This is a genomic window from Amycolatopsis sp. NPDC114484, assembly GCF_055633755.1.
The window spans coordinates 60,649-85,426 of record NZ_JBVKDQ010000019.1; the positions used below are offsets into that span (position 1 = coordinate 60,649).

Below are 24,778 nucleotides of genomic sequence, written 5' to 3' on the forward strand. Positions count from 1 at the left end.
CGCTCACACCGGGTGCAATCCGGGGAAGGCAAGGCCGCTGGTTTCCGGGAGGCCGAGCAGGAGGTTCATGCATTGCACGGCGCCGCCGGCCGCTCCCTTCACGAGGTTGTCGAGGCTGGCCATCACGAGCGCGCTGCCCCGGTTGTCCACCGCGATGCCGATGTCGCAGTAGTTCGAACCGAGCAGCACCTTCGGGTCCGGATAGCGGAACGCGCCGCGCGAGCTGGTGAGCAGGCGGACGAACGGCTCCGCGCCGTAGTCCTCCTGGTACAGGCGGATCAGCTCGCGCTCGCTCAGATCCACCGACACTCGCGCCAGCGTCTGAACACCGCGGACCTGCGGGGTCGCGGTGACCGTCATCGAGGACTCCACGCCCAGCGCCTCGGTCACTTCCGCTTCGTGCCGGTGGCCGAACGGGGCGAACACCCGCAGCACGCCACTGCGAAGCGCGTGGGAGTTCGCCGTGTCGGCGGATGCTCCGGAACCGCTGCTGCCCGTCCGCGCATCGACTTGGACCGAGCTGAGGAGACCGCGCTGAGCCAACGGTGCGAGGCTGAGAATCGCGCAGGTGGCCATGCAACCCGGGACAGCGACGCGATCCGCGTCCACGATCTGCTTGCGGTGCAGCTCCGGCAGTCCCCGGACGAACGCGGGGCCGCCCTCGCGGTTCCAGCCGTAGTAGCGCCGCATGAGCGCGGCGTCCTCGATCCGGAAGTCCGCGGTCAGGTCGACGATCTTCGGGGCGAGCGCGCTGACCTCGTCGAGGATCTTGCTGGTGGAACCGTGCACGCCCGCCAGGAACACGAGGTCGACCGGTTCCAGGTCGGCGCGCTGCCGGTACCGCAGGCCGCTCCCGCGCAGCGGCGGGTGCGCGGTCTCCACGGCCCGGCCCGCGTGGGTGTCCGAGGTGACGGCGACGACGTCGACTCCGGGGTGGTGGACGAGCAGCCGGAGCAGCTCGCCGCCCACGAAGCCCCGGCCGCCCACCACCGCGATCCGTTTCACGCCGATTCCTTCTCTTCGAGTACGCCGTCCGCGCACAGATCGACAATCCGGGCCGCGACATCGACGCCGGTCGCGCTTTCGAAACCGCGGAACTCCGGCCGGGAATTCACTTCGAGCACCAACCGGCGGCCGTCCGCGCCCTCGACCAGGTCCACGCTCGCCACCCGGGCGCCGACCGCGGCCGTCGCTTCGAGGCACAACCGGCGCACCTCGTCGTCGGGTGCGAGCAATTCGACCGCCGCACCGCGCGCCACGTTGTTGCGCCAGTCGGTGCCCGAGCGGACGATCGCGCCGAGAAAATCGCCGTCGACCACGATGCCCCGGATATCGGGCGAACCGGGCCGGACCGCCTCCTGGACGATCGTGGTCCGCATCGCCGCCGACGGCAGTTCCGCGCAGTGTTCGAGGACCGCTTCAGCGGCGTAGCGATCGGTGATCAGGCTGACCCGCTTGCCCCACGACGCGCCGAGCGGCTTGACGACGGCCGGGTAGCCGATCGCCTCGATCGCCAGCAGCCCGGCCTCCGGGGTCTGCGCGAGCAGCGTCGTCGGCGTCGGGATCCCGGACTGGCGGAGCCGCAGGTACGTCGACCATTTGCTGCCGCAGACCCGGCTCGCCGCGGCGTCGTTGACCGGGTACGCACCGAAGGCTTCGAGCGTCTCGGCCATCACCAGCGCGCGCTGCGCGGAGATCTCGCGGTTGAGCACCGTCAGGCCCGGCAACCGGTCGATCTGCTCCGGCGCGAACGACACCGCGCGGGGATCCAGCCGGTGCACCGGAAGGCGACGATCGTCCATTTCGGACAGCAGGCGGCGTTCCTCGTACCGGACGACCGACACCACGATCCCCAGCGCCGCGGCGTTCATTCGCCCCAATCCTCTTCGGACTCGGGCGCGATCGCGAGCTTCAGCGGGGCGGTGGAGAAGATTTCCAGCTCCGCCGCGCATTTCGGGCAGCTGACGATCTCGCCGGGATAGCTGTCCGCCTGGATCTGGACGTCCCCGGCGCAGCTGAGGCATTCGGTGTTCATGTGCGTCCCCTTCCCTGTCGGTTGAAGTTCTCCGGTGAAAGCCAGCACCCGGCGGAGAACGGAGCCCGCGTCGAGCCCGCCCGCCGCGAGCAGGTCCGCGTGCGAGCCGGGGGCCAGGAAGCCGTCGAGGCCGATCGGCAGCCAGCGGATCCCGCGCTCCCCCGCCGCCGCGGCGACCTGCGCGCCCATGCCCCCGGACGGCCACGCTTCTTCCAAAGTGACCAGCCATCGGCACTCGTCGGCGATGAGGTCGCTGACCGTCGCGGCTGATTCCGGATCGACCGTGTGCGCGTTGATCACCTGGGCGCGGTAGCCCTCCGCCGTCAGCCCGCGCGCGACTTCCAGCGCTGTCAGCAGCATCTCGGGCCCGGTGGCGACCAGTGCGAGGTCCTGCCCGGCGCGGACCTCTTGCGGCACGCCGAGTTCCGGTGCGGCCAGCCCGCTGAAGACCGGCGAATCCTTGCGCCCGAGCCGGAGGTAGGTCGGCCCGTCGTACTCCAGGCACTGCTCCAGCAGCGAGACCGTCTGCCGCGCGTCGGCCGGGACGACCACGCGCATGTTCGGCAGCGCGTTCATCAGGGCGAGGTCTTCGGCGCAGTGGTGCGTCGGGCCCAGCCAGCCCCCGCTGACGCCGCCGTGCGTGCCGACGATGCACACCCGCCTGCGCGGATAGGCGATGTCGAGCTTGATGAACTCGAAGGCCCGGCTCGCGGAGAAGGCGGCGAAGGTGCAGACGAGCGCGCGCCAGCCGAGGTGTTCCGCGCCCGCGGCGAGACCGATGGCGGCGGATTCCGCGATGCCGACGTTGAGATATTCCATCTCGGGGGTTGGCGTGACAGATCCGGTGTCTGTGTCGACCACGAGCACGTTGTGCCGTATCGCCAGCTCCGGCAACGCGCTGGCGAACGCGGCCCGGGTGCTCGTGCGGTCCGCTTTGGTCTCAACCACGGCCCGGGCCTCCCCGCCGCATCCCGGCTTCCACGCGTCTGCGCTTCGCCGCGTCGAGCCGGACGAAATGCGACACCGCCCGGCCAGCCAGGAGCCCCGCGCCGTTGCCCTTGACCGTCCGGGCCACCACCGCCGTGGGTTCGTCAGCCGCAGCCGCCTCCTCCAGCGCCGTACAGAGGCCGGACAGGTCGTGGCCGTCCGTCTCGACGGTGTGCCAGCCAAAGCCGGACCACCGTTGCGCGGGCGACGCGCCGTCACTCACTTCGTGCACGGATCCGGTCTGCTGGAAGTCGTTCGCGTCCACGACCACGACGAGGTTGCCCGCGTCGGACGCCCGGCTCACCTGCGCCGCCTCCCAGACCGACCCTTCCTGCAGTTCGCCGTCGCCGATGAGGACGAAGGTGTTCGCGGGCGGTTCGCCTGCCTTGCGCTGCGCCCACGCGACGCCGTTCGCCAGGGCGAGCCCGTGGCCGAGCGAGCCGGTGGCGAATTCGACGCCGGGAACCGCGGCGTTGCCGTGGGTCGCCAACCGGCTGCCGGGGCGGCAGAAGGTGGGGATCTCTTCCGGCGGGAAGAAACCGCGTTCGGCGAGCGTCGCGTACAGCGCCATCGCCGAATGTCCTTTGCTCAGGACGAAAACGTCCCGGCCTTTCCACTCGGCATCGGCCGGGTTGAGGTTCATGACGTGGAAGAACAGCGCGACCAGGAGCTCGACCGAGGACATCGAACCGCCGAGATGGCCGCCCTCCGGCCCGGAGCACATCTCGACGATGTGCTCGCGGATGCGATCCGCGCGGGCTTCCAGGACCTCGAGATCCGGCTTGCGCACAGCTGTCGTCACGAGACCGCGCCTTTCTCCAGAACAGCGAGGTTCGACCAGACCTTCTCGATCGCGTCGGCGAACCTCTGCAGCAACGGTCCGGCGTCCGGCGGCAGATGCCGCTGCTGGACGGTGAAACTCCGGTCGATCACGTCCTGGGTGACCGGCCAGGCCGGCTCCTGCCGGCAGAGGGACCGCAACGCGGGCTGGTCGGGAAGCGGCATCATCTGGTATCGGGTCGCGGGCACGCCCTCCGCCCGCATGGCCCGGATGAGCAGCGTTCGGGCCGCGGCCGTGCTCAGCCCCGGGAAAAGCCGGTCCAGGTCGACGACGAAGCGCAGGATGTGCCAGGCGTGTTCGTGCCCCTCCGGCTCGCCCGGGCACACCAGGCCGGGCAGATTTCCCAGCCGGGCAAGGAAAGCCGCGACATTCTTCCGCCGCGCCGCGTGGTACTTCGGGAATCGCTCCAGCTGGCTGCCGGTATACGCGGCTTGGACATTGCTCAGCTTCGCGTTGAACCCCAGGCGATGGCTCACGTACCGCCGTGGCTGGTCCGGCCGGATCAGCTCGCCGAACTGCCGCAACTGGACCAGACTCTCGGCGACGCTGTCGTCGTTGGTGACGACGAGCCCGCCTTCGCCGCAGGTCGGGAGGTTCTTCGTCATCTGCAGGCTGAACGTGGCCGTGTTGCCGAACGCACCGCACGGGACGCCGTGATAGCGGGCTCCGTGCGCCTGCGCGGCGTCCTCGACCACCGCGCAGCCGTGGCTCCGGGCGAGGTCGGTGATGGCCGCGAGGTCGGCGCTGAGCCCGTGCAGATGAACCGGGACGACCGCCTTCGTGCGCTCGGTGAACGCCGCGCTCAGGCTGCGCGGCGACATCGTGAAGGTGACTGGATCGACGTCCGCGTACACCGGCGTCGCGCCGACGTGCGTCACCGCCATCGCCGTCCCGACGAAGGTCAGCGCGGGGACCACGACCTCGTCGCCCGGGCCCACGCCGTGGGCGAGGAGCGCGAGTTCGATCGCCGTGGTCCCGTTGCTGACGGCGACGCAGCGGCGCACGCCCAGGAACTCGGCCCAGGACCGTTCCAGCCGCTCGACCGCGGTCAGTCCCGCCCGATCGGACACGAAGACGTTCGACTCCAGCACCGCGAGCACCGCGGCCCGGTCCGCGTCGGTCGTCCTCGGCCAGTCCACCGGCGCGAGCGACGGCAGGACCGGCTCCCCGCCGACGAGCGCCAGCTCGCCACCGCCTCCGGCATTCATCTGACCTCAGCCCATCCTCTCGACAACGCGAGTCGCCATTCGACGGCCAACTGCTCGTACGCGTGCACCAATTCGTCACCGCGCCGAATAATCAATTCCGGCACCCGCGCCAGCTCGGCCGCGTGCGCGCTCAGCAGCCGCAGGTTCGACCACGCCGACATCACGCTGTCCGCGGCCGCGGCGATTCCGGACAAATGCGGCAGGTTCACCCGGCGCGCGAATTCCTGCGCCAGACGGCCGTGCAGGAACGCCTGTGCCTGCATCGCCCAGCCGAACGTGTAAGCGGGCCGCAATTCCGCCGGGTCGCCGCTGCGTTCCTGCAGTCGCTGAACGAATCGGCGCACCCCGGCCCGGCCGGTCCACACGCGATCCGCTTCGCCCGCGGCACCGGAATTCCAGCGTTCGAGATTGCCCTCGATCGCGCGGCCGAAACCGTCCGCGGTCAATTCGCCCGGCTCCGAGTCCACGCGAGCGGTCAGCAACCGGCCAGCGATCTCGCTGCTGGAAAAGAACACGTCCTGGTGGTCGGCCGGATTGCCGGAGGTCCACGCGTTCATCAGATGCTCGGCGGGCAACCACCCCTGGAACCGGGGCGGCTGCGCGTCGGACACGTAGAACTCGGTTTCCCCGCCGACCTTCCGCCAGGCCGGGACCACGACCAGATGCGCGGCGTGGACGTCGTGATAAGCGGGACGGAACGGGAGGTGGTAATTGTCCACCGCCACGATCACGCTCGCATGCTTTTCGATCAGCGCGATCAGCTCGTCGGCATTCGTTCCCGACGTCCATTCCGATTCCACATCGTGATACGGGCACAGATCGGCCGCCACGCCCCGGCTGCTCTGCGCGGGGCGGTAGAACTCCTCGCACATGACGTCCCTGGGCGCGAAAGCGAATTCGCACGCGAGGCCGAGCACCTCGACCGGGCGCAGGCCGTGCTCCAGCAGAATGCTGCCCACCGTGGTCTGGAGACAGCTCAACGGATCCTCGTACCATTGCGGGTAGGTGCCGGTCGCACCGTCCCAGCCGCGTTGTCGTGGCATGCCGAAACCCTTTCCGAAACAGTGGTTCAGCGGCCCAGCAGCGTCATCGCGAACAAATGGACCGCCGGGTTCTCCGGCAGCGAGAGCGCGCACAGCGGCTGCCGCCGGGTGACCGGGACGCGCTGGCACCACAGGGTGATGCCGATGCGTTCCTGGACGTGCTGCGGATAGTGGATGGTGTCGGTGCGCAGCGCGAATTCCTCGCCGTAGTCCGACCGGCCCTCCCACAGGTCCGACAGCTCGAACCGGTCGCGGCTCGCCGATCCGTCGGCGAAATGCCAGGTCACGTAGTCCCGGACGCGCCGCTCGCCGCAGCCGATCACGTACAGCCAGTCCCAGCGCCGCCGCGGGACCTCGATCCATTGCCCCGAGCAGACCAGGTTGTCCGGACCGCTCCCGTCCAGCAGCGGGGTGCGCAGCGGGACGCCGTCGACCACCCGCTCCAGAGGTCCGGGCTGCGCCGGGATCGAGTTCCGCCAGACGTTCAGCCTGCCGTCGGCGAGGTTCGCCGGCGTGGTCGCCGCCTGGTTGTTGAGGAACGGTTCGAGCGGGAGCATTTCGTGGACTGTCACCGGAACTCCTTTCGCACCAGTGCTCTGCGCTGCAGCCGGGGCCCGACGACGGTGAAGCCGCACGCCTCGAAGGTGCTGACCCGGCCGTGGAAGCTGTAGGGGTCGAAGCCGGACTCCGGGTCGCGGTCGTCCTCGGGGTACGCCTCGATCAGGTCGGCCTTCTCCTCCCGCGCCCACTCGGCCGCCCGGTCGATCAGCTGCCGGAGCAGGCCGCGGTGGCGGTGCTCGCGCGCCAGGTACACGCAGACGATCGACCAGATCCGTTCCGGGTCGTCGCCGGGGAGCAGCTTCGCCGCCCGCGACCGCTGCAGCCGGGGGAAACCCAGCCGCGGCCCCGCGCCGAGCCAGCCGACCGGAACGCCGTCGACCGTGCCGAGCACACCGACCCGTTCCCCGTCCCGCACCAGGTCGCCGAGCGTCGCCTTGCGCGCGGCCGGGCGGCACGCGGAGTAATCCTTCGAGCCCAGCCGGAAATACATGCACCAGCAGTATTCGACGAGCCCTTTGGGCCCGAAGAACTCGTCGATCGCGGCCCAGTCGCCCGGGCCGACCACGCTCGTCGCCAATTCGCTCATCAGTCCTCCTTTTCGCGGCATCCCGTGCCCCCGTCCGCCTGGTTCCAGCTGATCGCCAGCGGCAGGCGCACGACGCCGTTCAAGAAGTTCGAAACGAGATGCCGGGGCGGCCCCGCGAGGGCGAAGGACCGCACGTTTTCCCGCCACAGATCGAAAAACGTCTTCAACCCGGCCACGGCCACGTGCTGGCCGACGCACCGGTGCACGCCGAGCCCGAAGGCGAGGTGCTGGTTCGGGGAACGGTCGGGGACGAACCTGAACGGTTCCGGGAACACCTCCTCGTCCCGGTTGGCCGAGGCGGGCCAGGCGGTGACCAACTCCCCCGCCCGGACCTCGGTTCCGGCGAGCGTAGTGTCCGCGACCGCGCGCCGCAAAACGTGGTTGATCGGGCTCGCCCAGCGCAGCGCCTCGTCCACGAACCGCTGGTCGGTCCGCTCCTGGCGGACGAACCACGACCAGAGGTCGTCGTCTTCGGCCAGCAGGATCAGGGTCTGGTTGATGGTCTGCGGCACCGTCGGATTGGCCCCCATCAGGAACGCGTACGCGTTCAGCAGCGCGACGTCGCGGCTCGGATCCCCGACCACGTCGGCGGCGAGCGGGCACCGGCCGCTCACCGTGTCCTCCGGCGGACCGGACTCCAGCACCTCGCCGAGCACGGTCATGATCGTCGTGTGCGCCTCGAAAAGGGCGAACCGGCGCTGCCGCTCGGATTCCGGCACGTCCGCCCCGCCCATCGCGCGGACCGTCGCCCGGCCGGTGACCGGCCATTCGCTCTCCGGAATGCCCATCAGCGGCCCGGTGATCGTCATCGGCAGGGTGATCATCTCTTCGCAGAAGTCGAAAACTTCCTTGCCCCGGACGGCGTCGAACAGTTCGCGCATGCGCGCCTCGATCCCCACCTGGAGCCGCTGTGTCGCCTGCACGGTCATCAAGGGAGTGAAGATGCGCTTCAGTTCGGGATGCAGCGGCGGGTCGGTGAGGTGGATCGCCGCCCCCGCCGCGACATCCCCGTCGCCGCGCACGCTGAGCATGGTGCTGTAGGCCGAGGAGAACGTCTTGTGGTCGCCCAGAACCGCCTTGACGTCGGCGTGCCGCATCGCCGCGAGGAACTGCTGCCCGTCCGGAGTCCGCTGCCGGTGCGGGCCGCCCTCCGCCCGCATGCGTTGCCAGACGGCGTGCATGTCCTGGGCGGAGTACAGCGATTCGTCGTAGATCTCCGGCGAAGCCCCGTCCGGAACCTCGGAAACGGCCTCGGAAACTTCGAGGGCGACCCGCATGAAACGTCTCCTTTGCGTGAAAGTCAGGCGGAAAGCCCGAGGTTCTCCGCGCACCGCAGGTAAAACCGCGAGGCGACCGACCACTCCGTGATGCCCTGCGCGCCGAGCACTTGCATCGATGCCCGGACCGCGCGCACCATCGCGTCCTGTTCGAGGAGTTCGAACCGGCGGATCGCCGCGTCTTCCAGGTCTGGCAACGTGTCCGCGATTTCCTGCAGCCGGGTGCCCACCGCGTGCAGTTCCGCGTAGGAGCGGATGAGCGGGAACATCAGCGCGTCGATGTCGACGAGCTTCCGGCCGAACTGCTCGCGGCCGGAGGCGTGTTCCCAGGCGGTGCGGAAAAGCCCGAGACCGAGGCCCAGCACGTAAGCCGCGTGCCGCACCCGGCCTTCGCGCGCTCCGGGCTCGGCGGACGGCTGGTAAGCGTTCTCGAACCCGAGGTATCCCAGGCTCAGGTTGATCGAGCAGCCGACGGCGAGGCCGAGACCGAGGCCTCCGTCCTCTTCCGGGGTCTCCACCTGGTCGAAACCCAGCTCCGCCAACGTTCCCGCCAGTGCGCCGCGGCGGTCGGCGGAGTAGCTGAACAGCGGTTTCGCCTTGATCCCGGCCCCGACCGGTTCGAGCACCTCGACCACCGCGTCGGCGAGTTCGCCGCCGAACCGGCGCAGGATGTCCCGGCACCGGGTGGAACAGTCCTCCTTGAGGTCCACCGAAAGCGTCGACAGCATGATCTCCGACGAACCGGCCGACAGGGTGAGCCCGGGCGATTCGGTGAGCCCGGACAGCAGTTCCTCGCGGACCAGGCCGTCGTGCGGCTCGGTCCGGAGCGTCCGCCAGCGGCGCAGCACCTCGTGCCCGACCTGCTGGCACGTCTCGCTGGTGTACAGCTTGGCCACCGCGGTGTCCGTCGCCGTCGCATCGGGACGGAGAAACACCTCCGTGGCCGCGCGGGCGACCGTCGTCGCGCATTCGACCTGGCCTTCGAGCAGCTGCAGTTCATCGGGGCCGACAGCCGCCGCCCGCAAGGCTTTCAGCCACCGCGCGGCCCGGACGACGTGGTCGATCCCGGTGCGTTCGATGGCCAGGGCACCGTCGAGCAGGGCCCAGCCGCGGCCTTCTTCGCCGATCCGCCGCCAGCTCTCGACTTCGACGTCCTTCAGCCGCACGCGGCACATCTGCTCGGGTTGAATGGTCTCGACCAGTTCGACCGTCACACCCTCCGCCGCGAGGTCGATGACGAAAAGCGTGATGCCGTCGTACTTGTGGCCGTCGTCCCCAGCGCGCGCGGCCACCAGCGCCGAACCCGAGATATGGCTGTAGATGCTGAATACCTTGACTCCGTTGAGCACATAACGGTCGCCTCGGCGGTCCGCCCGGGCGCGCAGGGACGCGAGATCGCTGCCTGCCCGGGGCTCGCTGTAAAGCACGGTGGCGAATTCCTCGCCCCGGCTGATCCGCGGGAGCAGGTCCTGTTTCAGCCGGTCCGAGCCGGACTTCAGCACGAAGTACCCGACGATCTGCACGGTGAGCGCGTAGACGAGATCCGGCAGCCCGGTGGCGATGAACTGTTCGAACAGCTCGATCCCGGCCTGCGTCGGCAAGCCCGAACCGCCGAACTCGACCGGCCAGTCCGGCGTGAGCAGCCCGCGCCTGCCGAGTTCCCGGTAGGCCTCGGCGATCGCTTCCGGCTCCATTTTCCGGGCCCGCAGCACGAGATCGCGCCAGTGCGGCGTGTCGACCAGCTCTTTCAACGACGCGCGCAGACCGGGCTCCGCACCGGTGCTGACCGCCGACGTGCGCACCGGGAGATCCAGCGCGCCGCGGATGATCTTTTCGATGGTGGCCAGGGTGTCGGCGTTCTGCAGCAGGCCGTAATGCTCGCCGGGCAGCTCTTGGAAGTCGACCTCGCCCGACGACACGGTGCGCCAGTCCCGTTTGAAGGACTCCGCCGCACGCACGACGACGACGTCCAGGTTTCCGGGCGTCGGCCGCCATTTGCGGAGAAGGCGGCTGTTGTGGCCGAAGATCCGGAGGCGTTCGGAGAAGGTCTCCTCGTCCATGCCGACGATCTCGGCCGCTTCGGCCTCGGTGCCCGCCGGGAACTCGCCGTCGTGCCCGCCCGACCGCAAGGCGTCGCGGACGAACCACTCCAGCTCCTCGGCGTGCGTCGACTCCTCGTACTCGATGGTCGACCACGTCGAATCGAGCAGCACCACTTTCGGCCGGTTGCCCGCGGCCGCGCGCAGATTGGCGATCTCCCAGGCCAGCGCGCCGCCGAAGGACCAGCCGCACACCAGGTCGAGGTCCGGGCAATGCCGCGCGAGGACCTCGGCGTAGCGGCGGGCGAGGTCCTGCATCGACTCCGTCGGCTCGCCGCCGTCGAGCACCTCCCGCGACGATTCCAGCCCCCAGCAGCGGTATTCCGGGAATCTGCGGACCAGCGGCTGATAGGCCAGCAGGCTGCCGCCGACCGGATGCGCGAACAGCAGGACCTTCGCGCCGGGCGCCGCCCGGCTCAGCTCGACCAGTCCCGGCACGCCCGGTGCCGCCGACCTCGCGCTGAGATAGCTGCTCAGGCGTTTGCCGTCACCGTCCATCTCTCCTCCTCTCCGGATGCGCTCCGCGTCCGCTCACTCGCCGGCCAGCAGCCGGGCGACGTCCTCTTCGGTCATCCCGGCGATGGCCTTCTCCAGCTCCTCGGCCGGCAGCGAGGCCAGCCGCGCCCGTTCGACCTCCAGCGCCATGCTCTGCACGCTCGAATCGTTGAAGAACGCGGCGAGCGAGATCGTCGCCGAGAACAGTTTCTTGATCTTCGAAACCAGTTGCGCGGCTTGGAGACTCGTGCCGCCGAGGTCGAAGAAGCTCGCCGTCTTGGGGAAATCGGTGCGGCCGAGGATCGGGCCGAACGCGTCGGTCAGCATCGCCCGTTCGAGATCGGTGAGCTCTTCGGCGGGCGCGGCTTCGACGGTGAAATCGGCGTCCGGCAGCGCGCGTTCGTCGATCTTGCCGCTGCCGTTGATCGGCAATTCGTCCAGCAGCACGAAAGTCGACGGCTGCATCGTGGACACCAGCCGCTTCCGGCAGTACTCCCGCAGCGAGCTCTCACTCGCCTGCTTCGCTCCCCCGGTCGCGCAGTAAGCGACGATCCGCTTCTGCTCCCCGTCCTGGCGGATCTGCACGTAGACGTTGCGGAGCCCCTCGGCGGCGCGGAGCACGCTCTCGATCTCGCCGACCTCGATCCGCACCCCGTTGATCTTGACCTGCCGGTCGCGCCGCCCGACGTACACCAGCCGGCCGTCTCCGTTGTGCCGCACCAGATCCCCGGTCAGATACACCCGCGCGGACGGATCGGGCCCGACCGGATCCGGGACGAACTTCTCCCGGTTGTCCTCGTCGCGCCGCCAGTAGCCCGGCGTCAGCCCGGCCCCGCCGAGCGCCAGCTGCCCGATGACGCCTTGCGGCACCGGCCGGTTGTGCTCGTCCAGCACGTAGGCGACGTGGTTGTCCATCGGACCGCCGATCGGCAGCCCGGCCGGCGGCAGCGGTTCCTCCAGCTCCTCGACGACGCTGGTGACGGTGCATTCGGTGACGCCGTAGCCGTTGAAAATGCGCCGTCCCTTGCCCCACGCCCGCACCAGCTCGTGCGAGAACGCCTCGCCGCCGACGAACACGATGCGCAGATCGTTCAGCGGACCCGGGTCGAGCAGCTTCATCACCGACGGCGGCAGGTCGGTCACGGTGACCCGGTGGTCCTCGAGGAACTGCTGGACCTCCGCCATGCTCAGCCGCATCACCGACGGCACGACGTGCAGCGACGCCCCGCTCAGCAGCGCGCCGAACATCTCGAACACCGACACGTCGAACCCGCAGGACGCGTAGCCCAGCACGCGGTCGGCCGGGCTGAGCTCGAACAGGGTCCGGACGTTCCGGATGAAGCCGAGGATGTTGTCGTGGGTGATCAGCACGCCTTTCGGCTTGCCGGTGCTGCCCGAGGTGTACATCAGGTACGCGACGTCGTTCCCGCCGCGCGCCGGTTCGGGCAGGTTCGCGGGGACCGGGGCGTCGACCGGCAACCGGCATTCCACGCCCGGTGCGATCCCGGCGGTCGTCGCGTCGCACACCACGCAGCGGAGGTCGGCGTCCTCGATGATCGCCTCGATCCGGCCACGCGGGTTCATCGCGTCGATCGGCACGTACACCGCGCCGATCGCCAGCAGCGCCAGTACGGTCGCCGAGAAATCGGCTGACGGTTCGAGCGCGACGCCCACCCGGTCGCCGGCGCGGACTCCGGCTTCGGCCAGATAGCCGCGCAACGCGTCCACCCGCTGGCGCAATTCCGCGTACGTCAGATCTTTCCCGGTAGTGCTGACGGCCAGCCGGTCCGCGCGTTCGTCGGCGACCTGGCAAAACTGCGAGTAGACGTTGCCGGTCGGCACCGGCGCCTGCGTGCCGATGCCGAGCCGGGCCTGGATCCGGCGGGATTCGCTGTCGTGGGCCCACAGTTCGCGCAGGCTGACGCCCGGGTCGGCGATCGCGCCGCGCAGCAGCCAGACGAACACCCGCTGCATGGTTTCGATCGTCGCCTGGTCGAAGATGTCGGTGTTGTAGGCGGTGTGCACCTCCAGGTCCGGACCGCTGCGCGCGATCGTCCACTGCTGGAAGAACTTCGCCTGTGTGGTGGGGACCTCGATCTCCGTCGCCGATACCCCGTCGAGGCGCATCGGTTCGGTCCACTCGTTCATCGTCAGCGTGTACTGGAACAGCGTGGACCGCGAAGGGTCGCGGCGGACCTGCGCGCTCGCGATGATCTGTTCCAGCGGCAGGTAGCCGTGCGCCTGCGCGCCGCGCAGCCGTTGCTGGACCCGTTTGATCGACTCCTGGAACGTCTCTTCCGGGTCGAGCTGGAACCGCAACGGCAGCATGTTGATGAAGAAGCCCAGGGTCCGCTCGGTCTCGACCTCGGCGCGGTTCGCACTGGGCATGCCGAAGATGACGTCGCCGGAACCCGAATACCGGTGGTACAGGCAGGCCATCACCGTGGCGTAGAGGGTGATCGGGGTGGTCGCGAGCGACGAGGCGAGCCGGTTGGCCTGGGTCGCCAGGCCTTCGCAGGTCTGGACCACGGCGTAGCCGGGATAGGTCACCGCGGGCGGCAGCGGGCGGTCGCCGGGGATGTCCATCACCTCGACGTCGCGCAGCGCTTCCGCCCAGTGGTCCGCGCTGGCCTGCCATGCCCCGGCGCGCATCTGCTTGCGCTGCCATTCGCTGAAATCGGCGAACTGGACGGCGGGCGGGTCCACGAGCGGCGTCGTGCCGACCCGGCGCGCGTTGTATTCCTTTTCGAGTTCCTCGAAGAAGATCGCCGTCGAAACCCCGTCGAAAACGATGTGGTGCACGACCAGGCCGAAGTAGTGCAGATCGGGGCGGACCCGCACCAGATCCGCGCGCCACAGCGGGAATTCGGTCAGCGTCATGCCGACCTCGGCGAGTTCGTCGAGCATCCGGCGGGCCTCGGCCTCCGAAGGCGCGGACGAGCGCGGGACGACAATCTCCGGGTCTTCCACGATTCCCTGGAAGAACTCGTCGTTCTCCTCGAGCACGTAGGTGCGCAGCGCTTCGTGGCGGCGGACGATGCTGGCGAAGGACTCGGTGAGCGCGTCGGCGTCGAGGTCGCCTTCCAGGCGGAACAGGAACGCGACGTTATAGGTCGATTTTCCGGTGGCGAGCTGGTCCACCACCCACAAGGTGTCCTGCGAATACGACAGCGGCACGTTGCCGCGGTCCTGGCGGGGACGCGGTCCGTCGGTGATCTTGGCGCGTGCACGGGCCAACATGTCGGCAAGCGACTTCTTCTTGCCCTCCGCGGTACTGTCGTGCACTGTACTCACCCCTTGCTCCCTTCCCGGTGCTGAGCGGAATGCGATTCCCGGCCGACGCCCGGCGGCCGGTTCGGTTTTCCTTCTTTCACAAGTTCAAGGGCGGCAGCAGCGCCGCCGGATCGGTCAGCCACGCGCGCAGGAGCGCGCCGAGACAGTCGGCGAGCGGCCCGGCCGCCGTGCGCGAACGCGGGCTCCAGGCGTAGTGCCCGTCGCCCAGCTCGACCCGGGGGAGGAAGCGGGCGACGCACGCGCGGTCGGAATCGCGGCCGAGGCATTGGTCGGTGCGCACCACCTGGTAGGTGGTGGCGAGGTCGGGAAGCCCGAGCGCGGTCGCGGCGTATCCCCCGCTCGCGCGGGCGTAGCAGGCCAGCCCGGCGTGCAAGTTCGCCGCGGCTGGCCGGGCACCGAGCAGGTGCAGCACCCGGGCGGCCTGCGCGGCGGCGCACGCGGCGGCCGTGCCGGCCGAAGCCGGATCGACCAGACCGCCGTCGCGGCACAGCGTCACGAAGGCGACCGCTCGCGCGCCGTCGAGGATCGTGGTCGGACGGCCGCCGGTGAGCCGGTCGGCCAGTTCCACCGCGGCGGTGGTGGCGACGAGGTCGGAGCCGCGGCCGAGCCAGTGCGCGAACCCGCCGTCCGGGTTCTGCAGCCGCGCGATCCAGCGGCGCAGGCGGCGTTCGTCCAGCCGGTGCCCGCTCGCGCGCAACGCTTCGAAGGCCCATTGCGTACACCGGACTTCCGCGGTCTGGCCCGGCATGTAGACCACGCCGTCCTCGGCGGGCGGCTGCGCGTCCCGCAGCCAGCGGGCCAATCCCGGTGCGGGGGAACCGGAACGCGCCGAGGTGAGCAGACCGGCGGCGGTGGCGAGGCTGTCGCCCGCCGCTTCCGGGCTCCGATAGGTGTAGCCGCTGCCCGCCAGCCGGCATCGGGCCACCGCTTCGGCGATCGCGTCCGCTTCCGCCGCCGGAAGGTCGTACCCCAGTGCGGTCAACGCGCCGACGGCGGAGAAGCACGCCCAGATGTCTGAGCGGCCGTAGCCGGGCCAGCGTTCGTAGCCGCCGCCGGGCAGCCGCCGGTCGCCGATCCAGGCGAGCGCCCCGGCCGGATCGGGCGGTTGCGCGCCGAGGACGCGCAAGGTCAACACCGCGCGGAAGGTCGCCCAGAGGCAGACCGCCGAACCGGGCGCGAACCGGAACCCGCCTTCGACGGTTTGCTGTTCGCACAGCCACGACACCAGCGGTCCGGTGCGCCACGGCAACGGCGCGGTGGTCACCGCTCGCCACGCGCGCACGCCGTAGTAGCAGGCGCGGGCGTCCGAACGGTTCGAGCCGGGCTGCCAGGCGAGACCGCCGTCGGGGCCTTGCAACGCGGCCAGCCACCCGGCGTGCCGCGCCGGCTCCGGGGCGGCGGTGCCGGTGATCCCGACCAAAGTCTTTGTGGCGCACCAGGTCGCCCACACGTCCGGCGGACGGCCCGCGGTCATCGCGAACCCGCCCTCGGCGGTGCCGGTGCCGGAAACCCACTCCGCGACCCGCGCGGGTTCGTCGATTTCCTCGCCGAGATCGTGCAAGGCGCGGGTGCAGCAGTAGGTGGCCCAGCCGTCCGACGGGAGGCCGCGCTGCCAGGTGTAGCCGCCGTCGCTGTTGCGGCGCGACCGCAGGAACCTCGCGATACCAGCGGGTTCGGCCGGGGTGCGGCCGAGGCGGCGCAGCGTGCGGACCGCGGCGTAGCTGCACGACAGGTCGGCTTCGCCTTGGCTGAGGCCGCCGTCCGCCAAGACCGCGGGGGCGGTCGTGGCGGTCATCGGTTGCCCGCCGCGGTGAGCCGCGGTTCGGGGTCGGGGAAGGACAGCCGGGTCGGCGGCACGGCGAACCGGCCTCCTCTCCGCCGGGTGCACGACAGATCGGCTTCGCCTTGGCTGAGGCCGCCGTCCGCCGACACCGCGGGAAGCGGCCGTCGCTTGATCGCCGCGTTAGTCCGGTTCATCCGGATCCCCGGTGCGATTCCGCGGAAGGACAGCCGGTTCGGCGCCATGGCGAAACGACCTCCTTCCCGGCCGGGGTCGTTCCCGGCCGTTCCACTCTTTCCCGCCGGGGCGGCGGGCGCATGGGTGCTGCGCACCCAAAGAGTCGCCGTCCGTCCACTCCGGGCGCCGAAGAATGTTTCCGGCTGTGACTAAACGATTTCAGGCCGTGCGCACAATTGCGCCACAAGGTGGAACGGCGGTATTTCTGCCCCCACGAAAGCGGGCGCCTGCGTATAGCATTTCGCGGCGGGGGAGCAGACCGGCAGCGGGCGAAAGCCGTCGACCGCGTGCCGTTCGGCTGAAGGGGTGGAAATGCTCATCGGACGGGAGAGCGAACTGGCCGGGCTGGCCGGGTTCCTGAGCGCGGCGAGAGCGTCCCGCGGGGCCATGGTCGTGCTCACCGGCGAACCGGGGATCGGGAAGACCTCGGTGGCGGAAGCGGCCGCCGAACAAGCGCGGGCGGCGGGCATGGTGGCCGTGCGCGGGCGGGCCAGTTCGACGGGTCCGGCGATCCCGTTCCGGCCGCTGGCCGAGGCGCTGCTCGCGCTGGCGCGCACCGAGCGCCCCCCGGACGACGAACTGCTGGCGCCCTACCTGCCCGCGCTCGGCCGGCTCGTGCCGGACTGGGCGCGGCCGGAGCCGAGGGAGACGTCGCTGCTCGTGCTCGCCGAGGCGATCCTGCGGCTGACGTCGTGGTTCGGCCGCGACCGCGGCTGCCTGCTGGTCGTCGACGACCTGCACTGGGCGGACCGGGAAACCCTGACTGTGCTGGATTATCTCGCGTCGAACCTGCGCGAGCAGCCGGTGCTCGTGCTGGCCACCGTCCGCGTCGGCTCGTCCGCCGCCGCGGAACTGGTGAAAACCCTGGCCCAGCGCGGCGACGCGACCCCGGTCGAACTCGACCGGCTCGACCGCGCCGGGGTGACCGGGCTGGTCGCCTCGATCCTCGGCTGCCCGCCGGACGAGGTCAGCGCGCCCGCCGTCGAGCACCTGTACTCGCAAAGCCGCGGGAATCCGTTCGCCGCCGCGGAACTCACCCGATACGCGGTGTCCACGAAGGATCTCGTGCGCCGTCCCGCCGGCTGGCAGCTGGTGGGCGGGAAGCGAAAACGGGTGCCGCTCAGTCTCGTGCAAGCGGTCGAACAGCGGGCGCTGCAACTCGGCCCGGACGGGATGCGGCTGCTGTCGGTCGCCGCGATCGTCGGCCGCACTTTTCCCTTGCCGGTCGTGCAACGCTGCGTCGGGCTCGACGACCGCACCCTGCTGGCCCACGTCCGCGCCGCGGTCGCCGAACGCCTGCTGACCGGCGGCGACGGCACTCCCGGCTGGTACTCCTTCGAACACCCGCTGACCGAAGAAGCCCTGCTGTCGCTCACCACCCCGGCCGACCAGGTCACCCTGTCCGGCCGGGTGGCGCGCGCGATCGCCGAGCTGTACCCCGGGCTGCCCGGCTCCTGGTGCCACCTCGCCGCCGACCTGCACCGCCGCGGCGGGGACCTGCCCGCCGCCGCCCGGCTGTACCTGGAAACGGCCCGCCGCGCATTGCACGCGGGCGGCCCGGCCACCGCGGTCGCCGTGCTCGACAACGCCCTCGACATGCTGTCCGGGGACAACCGCTGGCACGCGCTTCGCGGGGAACTCCTGGAGGCCCTGCTGACCGCGCTCGCCGAAGACGGCCAGTTCGACCGCGCCGCCGAGGTCGCCGCCGAGCTGCGGCTGGGAAATCCCTTGTGGGACACCGAAAGCCAGCTCCGCCAGCAGGTCCGGATGGCGTGGGCCGCGCAGGTCGCCGGCCGGTGGGAGGACGGCGTGCGCCAGGTCGCCGCCGCTCGCGCCCTGCTGCCGCCGGACGCGTCCGAAGCCGACACCGCGGTGATCGACGTCGTCGACGCCTACCTCACCTCGTGCCGCACCGGCGCCGACGCCGACCACGTCAGCCGCAGCGAAGCCCTGGCGCGGCGGGCGATCCGCGGCATCGATCCGGCCGACGATCCCGAGACGGCCTGCAAGGCCTGGTACGCCATCGGTTTCAGCACCCGCGGCCGTTCGCTGGCCGAATCGGACGAAGGCTACCGGCGCACGCTCGCACTGGGCACCGAGCACCAGCTGACCACCTGGCGCAACCACGGGCTCATCGGCCTCGGCGCGAACGCCTGGCTCGCCGAGGGCGAGGCCTCCGCCCTCGAATACGCCTACCGCGAGACGCTGCGGTCCGGCTGCATCACCTTGGCCAGCAACGTATACGCCAACCTCGCCTACGCCGCGGTGCTGCGCGCGGACTACGACCAGGCCGACCGCGTCCTCACCGCGAGCCTGGCCGAATGCGGACGGCTGCGGCTGCACTCGGTGATCCGCTACGCCCTGATGCTGCGCGCCGTGCTCGCCGCGCACCGGGGCCGTTGCCAGGAGATGCGCACCGCTCTGCGGGAATTCCGCGCGGCCGGCGGCGAAAATTCCCGTGAGGCGCCGTTGGCTAAAGGATTGGCCGAACTTTTCTGCGCACTGCTCACCGAAGATCGCGAACGCGCGCGGACCTTGTCCGCCGAATTGATGGCAGAATACGGCGGACTGGAAGCCTATTTCCACTTTTCCGGTACTTTCGGATTGGTCCATTTGCTCGGCGCGGTCGACGGCACCGGCGATCCGGCCGAAGTGGAACAGGCGGCCCGCGCCCAAGTCGGCCGGATGCGCTGGAACCGCCAATTCCTCGGCTTCGCCCGCGCGGTGCACCACGGCCGGGCCGGCCGGCCCGATGCCGCCGAGCAGGAGATGGACTCCGCCGTCGCCGCCTCATCGGTCTTCCCGACCGCTCGGCACCTCGCGCTGCGCCTCGTGTCCGAAGCCGCGCTCGCCGACAGCTGGGGCAAACCCGGCCAGTGGCTCGCCGACGCGGAGAACCACTTCCACGGAAGCATCGACGTCCTGGCCGGCGCCTGCCGGTCGTTGCTGCGGCGGACGGGCGCCCCGGTGCGCTACCACAGCTCCGGCACCGAACGCATCCCGCCGAAACTGCGCGGCATCGGCGTGACGCGGCGGGAGTTCGAGGTACTGCAGCTGATGCCGGAGCGGCTGGGGAACCGGGCGCTGTCGCAACGGATGCACATTTCGGTGCGGACGGTGGAGAAGCACGTGGCGAGCTTGCTGGCCAAGACGCAGGCCCCGGACCGGACCACGCTGTGCGAGTACGCGACCGCGATGCTGGGCGATTCGGCCCCGGGATGATCACGACTGCCAGTGCCTGGTCCGTCCGGGAGACGATCGACCGGCTGGAGGCGGCGGTCGCCGACGCGGGTTTGCTCGTGTTCGCGCGGATCGACCACGCGGCCAACGCGGCTGGCGCCGGGATGCGGCTGCGGCCGACGGAACTGCTGATCTTCGGCCATCCCCGGGGCGGCACGCCGTTGATGCAGGATCGGCAGACCAGCGGTCTCGACCTGCCGATGAAGGCTCTCGCGTGGGAGGACTCGTCCGGCCAAGCCTGGCTGACCTACCACGACGCCGGGTGGCTCGCCGAGCGGCACGGGCTCGGTCCTGGGAGCGCGGCCGCGGTGGAGGCTGTTTCGGCGGGCATGGAGCGACTCGTTCGCGCGGTCGTTGCCCGGGATGCGTAACCCGGCTTGAAGGCTCGCGCTGCCGCCGATCATTGTCCGGCCGCACAGGTTCGCCGCGCTGGGCTGAAGCACCGCCGCGTTGGGATGGCCGGGCGTCCGCGAAAAGACGCCCGGCCACCCACCGAACCCCCGCCCGGTCTTCGTGCCGCTGCCAGGCTTGTCCAGTCAGCCTCTCCGCGCCGTCGCCGGAGCCGCGCGCCTCAGCTGAGCCCGGCGATCGTGCTCGGGTCCCCGGCCAGCGCGACCGCACCGACAGTCATCCCGGTCAGCACCGCCGACCGCTCAACCTCGGCGGCGGCTTCCTCCGCGCCCAGTCTCCGCGCCGTCGCCGGAACCGCGCGCCTCAACCGACCCCGGCGACCGTACTCGGATCCCCGGCCAGCGCGACCACCACGACCGCGCCGACAGTCATCCCGGTCAGCACCGCCGAGCGCACCCACTGCCGCTGCCAAGCAGGCAACACCCGTTCGGCCTCGGCGGCGGCTTCCTCCCCGCCCGGTGCGGGCTGGACGTCCTCGTGCATTTCCGGTTCTCCTTTCGATGGATTTCCTAGCGATGTTCGGGAACCGGCCTTCGCGCTGCCCCGCGGGCCGGTTCCAGGAGGGACAGCGCCGGGACCCGGTCGGCGAAACCGAGCCGCAGCAGGCCGTGGCCGAGTCCGGACAGGCCGTGCAGCAGGCCCGGCGTCGGGACCGCGCCCGGGGTTCCGCAGGCGAGTTCTCCGCGCGGGAGCCGGACCGGCGCGCCCACGGACCTGGCCGCGTCGAGGACGCCGAGTTCTCCGTGGCACAGCGAGTGATCCGGCGCAGGATCCCGTTGTTCCAGCGCGGTCCGGAAGCGGGCAGTCAGGCCGGGATCGGGGTCGGCGAGGACCAGACCGGCCAGGCCGGAGCACCAGCCGAGCCCCGACACGCGACCTTCGCCGCCAGACGGAACACGGCCGGCCAGCCGCAAAGCGTGCGCCACCCCCGCCCGGCCGGACAGGAATCCCCCGGCAGGCAACGGAGAAAGCGAAGTCAGTCGCGCGCCCAGCTCCTCGACGAGCGCACCCGCCTCCGGCAGGCCAGTGTCAGCCGCTACCGTGGAAACAGCGAGCACGGCCCCGGCCAGACCGTCGGCGACGTCCGCCGCTTCGCTGGCCCGGGCGGCGGTCGCGGTCGCGCGCAAGGCCGCCGGAATCAGGCTGTCGAAAGCGGAATCCGCCAGCAACCCGGCCAGCCGGGCAACTGTGTAGGCGATTCCGCCCAACCCGGTGAACGCGCCCGGTCCGACGCCCACCGCCAGAGACGCGTAGCCGTCCAGCAGCTCAAGCAAACCTGGCAGGGGCCGGACCGTCCGGGCCGCGGCGTCGAGGAATCGGTCGTGGCCGCTGATCTTCCCTAGCTCAGCGAGAAACAGCGCCAGTCCGCAATACCCGCTGCCCAGCGAAGCGCCCATCTGCCGGACGCACCAGTCACCGTCCTCGGCGAGCTCCAGCGAAGGCCAGTTGAGCCGCACCGCATCGGCACTGCCCCGCCGCAGCAGGTCGTCGCCGATGTCCACTGCCAGTTGAAGCAGTCGCGCCGGATCGGGCACCTCGAAATCAGCCGCAACGCCCGGCAGCAGGCGGTGTCCGGCGAAGGGCGTCATCGTAGCGAGGGCGGCCTCGGCGAACCATAGCTGCGCGCGAAGATCCCGCTCCCCCAGGCTGGCGATCCGGGCGCGCGCCGCGGTCAGGCCGTCGGTCTCCAGGGCCTCCGGGAGGCGAATGCCAGCACTGGTCCAGACCTCTCGTCGGCCAACCGAAGCAGCGAAATACGGGATGTCCCCGGCCAGCAGATCGGCCCGGGACGCGTCGGAGAAGCGGGCGAAGTGCGGGTACGCGGTGACCTCGTCGAGCGGAGCAAACGCTTTCGCGCGGCCGTCGATCTCGCGCAGGAACACCGGTTCGGTGGACTCACGGAGCAAGTCCGCGTACCACTCGCTCGCGCGGGGCACGACCCGCAACTCGGCATCCGCGAACCGGTCCAGACCGCGAAGCACCGTCTCCCGATGCGCGGCGAGCACCCGGTAGGCAGTGCGGAAACCGTCCAGGAAAGCGCCGCCGTAAGCCGCTGGATCGACGTCGGGGGCCGGGATGTTCTGTCCACCGGCGTACGGGGCGGGGCCGCGGACCAGGCGCATCCGGTCGGTGCCCGCGTCGGCCCAGACGGGCAGGTCGTGCGGGAACTGGCCCGGACGGCCGCCGAACGCGGACAGGTCGAGGCGGCCGTGAGGACCGAATACCGGGCGTGGCAAGACAAAAGTGTTCAGGACAGACGTTTCCAACGCCGTCAGGGCAGGATCGGAACCGCCGTCGGTGTGCGGGGTCCAGCGCGGCTGGAAGAGTGTTTCGACGTCCACCACGATCGGATGGTCGCCCGCTGCCACGACGTTCTCCGCGTGGATGTCGGTGGCGCCGAGGACGTGCAGCAAGGCGAGTTGCGCGCCCAGCCGACGGTAGAACTGGCCGACGTCAGTGGCGGGGCGGGCGCGGACGTACTCGACCCAGCCGTATCCAGGGCGTTCCAGCACCGCCGCGCGAGCTGGGGCGAGGTCGCCGAGAAGCGGGGCGAGGTCGGCGAGCAGCTCGTTCCAGCGCGCGTGCAGGCCGACCGGGCGCGGACGGTAGATCAGCCGGGCACCGGAGGCGAAGCTGAGTTCGCTGACGGTCCGGCCGCCGCGATGAGCGTCGCCGCGGCCGAACGCCACCGCCATGACCCGGCCTGGGTCGCCGCCGAGGAAACCGGCCGCCAGGGCGCGGTCCTGGTCGAACCGGACCAGCAATTCCGAGGCCGCCGAGACGGCGTTGCCCGTGAGCGCGGTGAGAAGCTCCGCCAGGCCCGGGTGCTGAGCCAGGACGTCCGGCAGCGGGTCACTGGCCATGAAGGAGGGGAAAGACCCGAGGCGGGCGACGAGAGTCCGGGCCGAGGCCGCGCACAGGCGATCGCCGAGCCAGTCCTCCATGCCCTGGCTGACCGCCGCGAGTTCGGCCTCGTCGGCGCCGGGCACGGCGGCGCGCAGCTGTCTCGCCGCGGCACTGACCAACGGCTGGACCGCAGGCCGGAAGCACCGGGCGCCCCCCTCCGCGCCGGACGGTTCGGACCCCGCTCGCGACATGGGCCGCAGCCTGCCACGCGGCAGGTCCGCGGCGCATGGGTACGGCCTACCCAAAAAGCGGCCCGGCTAGGGGGAAATTGACGGTGTCAGTGCCGCCTCGCCGCGTGGGCGCGTTCGCGGGCTTCGAGGATTTCGGGGACATGGGTCTCCGCCCATTCGCGGACCGCGCGCAGCGGCCCGAGCAGGGACCGGCCGAGATCGGTAAGCCCGTATTCGACGCGGGGCGGCTGCTGCGCGTACTCGACGCGGACGAGCAGGCCGTCCTCCTCCATCGCGCGCAGTGTCTCGGTCAGGACCTTCGGGGTGACGCCCTGGATCGTCTCCGCCAGGACAGTGAAGCGCAGCGGGCCGTCCTCCAGCGCGTTGACCACGAAGACCGTCCACCGCGCCCCGATCCGGTGCAGCACCACCCGCGACGGGCACGCGGCGGACATGACGTTGTAGCCCACGGCGATTCCTCCGGTTCCGGTTACGTTGAAGTACCTGGTTACTTTTCCATAGCCTACGTCGGTCACGACAACCGGCGAAACGGAGAAGGACCATGGGCAACGGGCTGGCCGGGCAAACAGTGCTGGTGCTGGGCGGACGGCATCTGGGCACGGCGATCGCCGAAGCCGCGGCCGCCGAGGGCGCGCGAGTGCACGTCGCGTCCCACCGGCCCGGCGGACTGCACATCGACCTCCGCGACGAGGCGACCATCGTCGCCGCGGCCGCCGAACTCGGCGCGGTCGACCACGTCGTCAACACCGCCGCGGCGCCCCACGCGGGGCCGGTCCGCGAATTAGACCGGGACAAGACCGTCGACGCCTTCACCGCCAAGGTCATCGGACCCTTGCTGCTCGCGAAGCACTTCACGATCCGCCGGTCGCTGCTGCTGTTCTCCGGCCAGGTCGGCTGGCGTCCGGCGCGCGGGAGCGTCGTGACGGGCGTGACCAACGGAGCCGCCTCGTTCGCCGCGCGGCACCTCGCCGCCGAACTCGCGCCGGTCCGGGTCAACGCGCTGTCGCCGGGAATCATCGACTCCGGTGCTCGGGACGCCAAGGGGGACGCCAAGCCGGATTTCCTCGAGAACGCCGCGCAGCGAACCCTCGTCGGGCGCGCCGGAGCCGTCGCCGACGTCACCGACGCGGTGTTGTGGCTGTTGCGGGCGGAATTCTTGACTGGCGAAACGATTCATCTTGAAGGTGGGCGGGCTTGACGGCGATTCTGGGGGGGGGCGGGGAGGGCGGTTTTATGGGTTTTGGGGTGGGTTTTTGTCTTGCGTTTCGCGGGCTGTGCGTTGGAGGGAGGATTGCGGGGGGTAGGAGGGTGTTGGTTCGGTAATTTCGGCCGGGGGGTGCGGTTCGGGGGGCATTTCCGCGAGGGGTGGGTGGGTAGTCGTGTGTCGGATTCGCTTATTGCCTGGGGGCTGGCCGGGTGCTCGGGGTTCAAAGAATCTGGTGAAGGCGGTGTGCAAAGCGCGGCAGGCTGTGTTTTTGGCGCCGGCTCCGCCGTCGCGGCGGGATCGCCTTTAAGTCGGCGTGGGGGGGGGGAGGGGGGGCGGGCCGGGGGGGGGTGGCACCGCCCCCCCCCACCCCCCAACGCGC

General features: G+C 70.7%; 20 protein-coding genes. 3 read left to right on the forward strand and 17 right to left on the reverse strand.

The window, feature by feature from the left end; all coding sequences use genetic code 11:
• Positions 1 to 3: 3 nt before the first annotated feature.
• The 13 genes from argC to ACZ7SW_RS35255 form a co-directional block, all read right to left on the reverse strand.
• Positions 4 to 1,005: an N-acetyl-gamma-glutamyl-phosphate reductase gene (gene argC, locus ACZ7SW_RS35195; RefSeq protein ID WP_470234680.1), complete on the reverse strand. Its 1,002-nt coding sequence runs from the start codon at positions 1,003 to 1,005 to the stop codon at positions 4 to 6.
• A complete protein-coding gene (locus tag ACZ7SW_RS35200) occupies positions 1,002 to 1,871 on the reverse strand; it encodes a RimK family alpha-L-glutamate ligase (protein WP_470234681.1) in 870 nt (289 codons plus the stop codon). Before ACZ7SW_RS35200 ends, argC begins: the two co-directional genes overlap by 4 nt.
• Positions 1,868 to 2,983 (reverse strand): transketolase C-terminal domain-containing protein, encoded by a 1,116-nt coding sequence (locus ACZ7SW_RS35205; RefSeq protein WP_470234682.1) that lies wholly within the window; start codon positions 2,981 to 2,983, stop codon positions 1,868 to 1,870. The genes ACZ7SW_RS35200 and ACZ7SW_RS35205 overlap by 4 nt, the downstream gene beginning before the upstream one ends.
• Positions 2,976 to 3,824 carry a transketolase gene (locus ACZ7SW_RS35210; protein WP_470234683.1) on the reverse strand — a complete coding sequence of 283 codons (849 nt, stop codon included), beginning with the start codon at positions 3,822 to 3,824 and terminating at the stop codon, positions 2,976 to 2,978. Before ACZ7SW_RS35210 ends, ACZ7SW_RS35205 begins: the two co-directional genes overlap by 8 nt.
• Positions 3,821 to 5,071, reverse strand: coding sequence for a DegT/DnrJ/EryC1/StrS family aminotransferase (locus ACZ7SW_RS35215; protein WP_470234684.1), 1,251 nt, complete (start codon positions 5,069 to 5,071; stop codon positions 3,821 to 3,823). Before ACZ7SW_RS35215 ends, ACZ7SW_RS35210 begins: the two co-directional genes overlap by 4 nt.
• Positions 5,068 to 6,114 carry a BtrH N-terminal domain-containing protein gene (locus ACZ7SW_RS35220; RefSeq protein ID WP_470234685.1) on the reverse strand — a complete coding sequence of 349 codons (1,047 nt, stop codon included), beginning with the start codon at positions 6,112 to 6,114 and terminating at the stop codon, positions 5,068 to 5,070. Before ACZ7SW_RS35220 ends, ACZ7SW_RS35215 begins: the two co-directional genes overlap by 4 nt.
• 26 nt (positions 6,115 to 6,140) lie before the next feature.
• Positions 6,141 to 6,686 (reverse strand): hypothetical protein, encoded by a 546-nt coding sequence (locus ACZ7SW_RS35225; RefSeq protein WP_470234686.1) that lies wholly within the window; start codon positions 6,684 to 6,686, stop codon positions 6,141 to 6,143.
• The gene (locus ACZ7SW_RS35230; RefSeq protein ID WP_470234687.1) at positions 6,683 to 7,261 is read right to left on the reverse strand and encodes a GNAT family N-acetyltransferase; all 579 of its coding nucleotides are present in this window, start codon (positions 7,259 to 7,261) and stop codon (positions 6,683 to 6,685) included. The genes ACZ7SW_RS35225 and ACZ7SW_RS35230 overlap by 4 nt, the downstream gene beginning before the upstream one ends.
• Complete coding sequence (locus tag ACZ7SW_RS35235; RefSeq protein WP_470234688.1) at positions 7,261 to 8,538, reverse strand: cytochrome P450; 1,278 nt, start codon at positions 8,536 to 8,538, stop codon at positions 7,261 to 7,263. The genes ACZ7SW_RS35230 and ACZ7SW_RS35235 overlap by 1 nt, the downstream gene beginning before the upstream one ends.
• 23 nt (positions 8,539 to 8,561) lie before the next feature.
• Positions 8,562 to 11,135, reverse strand: coding sequence for a thioesterase domain-containing protein (locus ACZ7SW_RS35240; protein ID WP_470234689.1), 2,574 nt, complete (start codon positions 11,133 to 11,135; stop codon positions 8,562 to 8,564).
• A 33-nt stretch (positions 11,136 to 11,168) separates the two neighbouring features.
• The gene (locus ACZ7SW_RS35245; protein WP_470234690.1) at positions 11,169 to 14,426 is read right to left on the reverse strand and encodes a non-ribosomal peptide synthetase; all 3,258 of its coding nucleotides are present in this window, start codon (positions 14,424 to 14,426) and stop codon (positions 11,169 to 11,171) included.
• A gap of 76 nt (positions 14,427 to 14,502) precedes the next feature.
• Positions 14,503 to 16,221, reverse strand: a complete 1,719-nt coding sequence (locus ACZ7SW_RS35250; protein WP_470234691.1) for a prenyltransferase/squalene oxidase repeat-containing protein — start codon at positions 16,219 to 16,221, stop codon at positions 14,503 to 14,505.
• Positions 16,218 to 16,451 (reverse strand): hypothetical protein, encoded by a 234-nt coding sequence (locus ACZ7SW_RS35255; protein WP_470234692.1) that lies wholly within the window; start codon positions 16,449 to 16,451, stop codon positions 16,218 to 16,220. The genes ACZ7SW_RS35250 and ACZ7SW_RS35255 overlap by 4 nt, the downstream gene beginning before the upstream one ends.
• 304 nt (positions 16,452 to 16,755) lie before the next feature.
• On the opposite strand from ACZ7SW_RS35255, the gene ACZ7SW_RS35260 reads away from it, so the two are divergent.
• Positions 16,756 to 19,665, forward strand: a complete 2,910-nt coding sequence (locus ACZ7SW_RS35260) for a helix-turn-helix transcriptional regulator (protein WP_470234693.1) — start codon at positions 16,756 to 16,758, stop codon at positions 19,663 to 19,665.
• Positions 19,662 to 20,054 (forward strand): DUF302 domain-containing protein, encoded by a 393-nt coding sequence (locus ACZ7SW_RS35265; RefSeq protein ID WP_470234694.1) that lies wholly within the window; start codon positions 19,662 to 19,664, stop codon positions 20,052 to 20,054. The genes ACZ7SW_RS35260 and ACZ7SW_RS35265 overlap by 4 nt, the downstream gene beginning before the upstream one ends.
• 200 nt (positions 20,055 to 20,254) lie before the next feature.
• Here the strand turns inward: ACZ7SW_RS35265 and ACZ7SW_RS35270 are convergent, their stop codons facing one another.
• From ACZ7SW_RS35270 to ACZ7SW_RS35285, 4 genes are all read right to left on the reverse strand, one after another.
• Positions 20,255 to 20,401, reverse strand: a complete 147-nt coding sequence (locus ACZ7SW_RS35270) for a hypothetical protein (protein WP_470234695.1) — start codon at positions 20,399 to 20,401, stop codon at positions 20,255 to 20,257.
• The gene (locus tag ACZ7SW_RS35275; protein ID WP_470234696.1) at positions 20,398 to 20,577 is read right to left on the reverse strand and encodes a hypothetical protein; all 180 of its coding nucleotides are present in this window, start codon (positions 20,575 to 20,577) and stop codon (positions 20,398 to 20,400) included. Before ACZ7SW_RS35275 ends, ACZ7SW_RS35270 begins: the two co-directional genes overlap by 4 nt.
• Positions 20,578 to 20,603: 26 nt before the next feature.
• A complete protein-coding gene (locus ACZ7SW_RS35280) occupies positions 20,604 to 23,192 on the reverse strand; it encodes a type 2 lanthipeptide synthetase LanM family protein (protein ID WP_470234697.1) in 2,589 nt (862 codons plus the stop codon).
• An 86-nt stretch (positions 23,193 to 23,278) separates the two neighbouring features.
• Positions 23,279 to 23,641 (reverse strand): winged helix-turn-helix transcriptional regulator, encoded by a 363-nt coding sequence (locus tag ACZ7SW_RS35285; protein WP_470234698.1) that lies wholly within the window; start codon positions 23,639 to 23,641, stop codon positions 23,279 to 23,281.
• A 92-nt stretch (positions 23,642 to 23,733) separates the two neighbouring features.
• Between ACZ7SW_RS35285 and ACZ7SW_RS35290 the strand changes: the two genes are divergently transcribed.
• Positions 23,734 to 24,390 (forward strand): SDR family oxidoreductase, encoded by a 657-nt coding sequence (locus ACZ7SW_RS35290; protein WP_470234699.1) that lies wholly within the window; start codon positions 23,734 to 23,736, stop codon positions 24,388 to 24,390.
• The last annotated feature ends 388 nt before the right edge of the window (positions 24,391 to 24,778 follow it).

Coding starts and splice junctions, on each gene's coding strand:
- ACZ7SW_RS35200 (WP_470234681.1), bottom strand. CDS start 1,871: ATGAACGCCGCGGCGCTGGGGATCGTGGTGTCGGTCGTCCGGTACGAG.
- ACZ7SW_RS35215 (WP_470234684.1), bottom strand. CDS start 5,071: ATGAATGCCGGAGGCGGTGGCGAGCTGGCGCTCGTCGGCGGGGAGCCG.
- ACZ7SW_RS35220 (WP_470234685.1), bottom strand. CDS start 6,114: ATGCCACGACAACGCGGCTGGGACGGTGCGACCGGCACCTACCCGCAA.
- ACZ7SW_RS35230 (WP_470234687.1), bottom strand. CDS start 7,261: ATGAGCGAATTGGCGACGAGCGTGGTCGGCCCGGGCGACTGGGCCGCG.
- ACZ7SW_RS35235 (WP_470234688.1), bottom strand. CDS start 8,538: ATGCGGGTCGCCCTCGAAGTTTCCGAGGCCGTTTCCGAGGTTCCGGAC.
- ACZ7SW_RS35240 (WP_470234689.1), bottom strand. CDS start 11,135: ATGGACGGTGACGGCAAACGCCTGAGCAGCTATCTCAGCGCGAGGTCG.
- ACZ7SW_RS35250 (WP_470234691.1), bottom strand. CDS start 16,221: ATGACCGCCACGACCGCCCCCGCGGTCTTGGCGGACGGCGGCCTCAGC.
- ACZ7SW_RS35255 (WP_470234692.1), bottom strand. CDS start 16,451: ATGGCGCCGAACCGGCTGTCCTTCCGCGGAATCGCACCGGGGATCCGG.
- ACZ7SW_RS35260 (WP_470234693.1), top strand. CDS start 16,756: ATGCTCATCGGACGGGAGAGCGAACTGGCCGGGCTGGCCGGGTTCCTG.
- ACZ7SW_RS35265 (WP_470234694.1), top strand. CDS start 19,662: ATGATCACGACTGCCAGTGCCTGGTCCGTCCGGGAGACGATCGACCGG.
- ACZ7SW_RS35275 (WP_470234696.1), bottom strand. CDS start 20,577: ATGCACGAGGACGTCCAGCCCGCACCGGGCGGGGAGGAAGCCGCCGCC.
- ACZ7SW_RS35280 (WP_470234697.1), bottom strand. CDS start 23,192: ATGTCGCGAGCGGGGTCCGAACCGTCCGGCGCGGAGGGGGGCGCCCGG.
- ACZ7SW_RS35290 (WP_470234699.1), top strand. CDS start 23,734: ATGGGCAACGGGCTGGCCGGGCAAACAGTGCTGGTGCTGGGCGGACGG.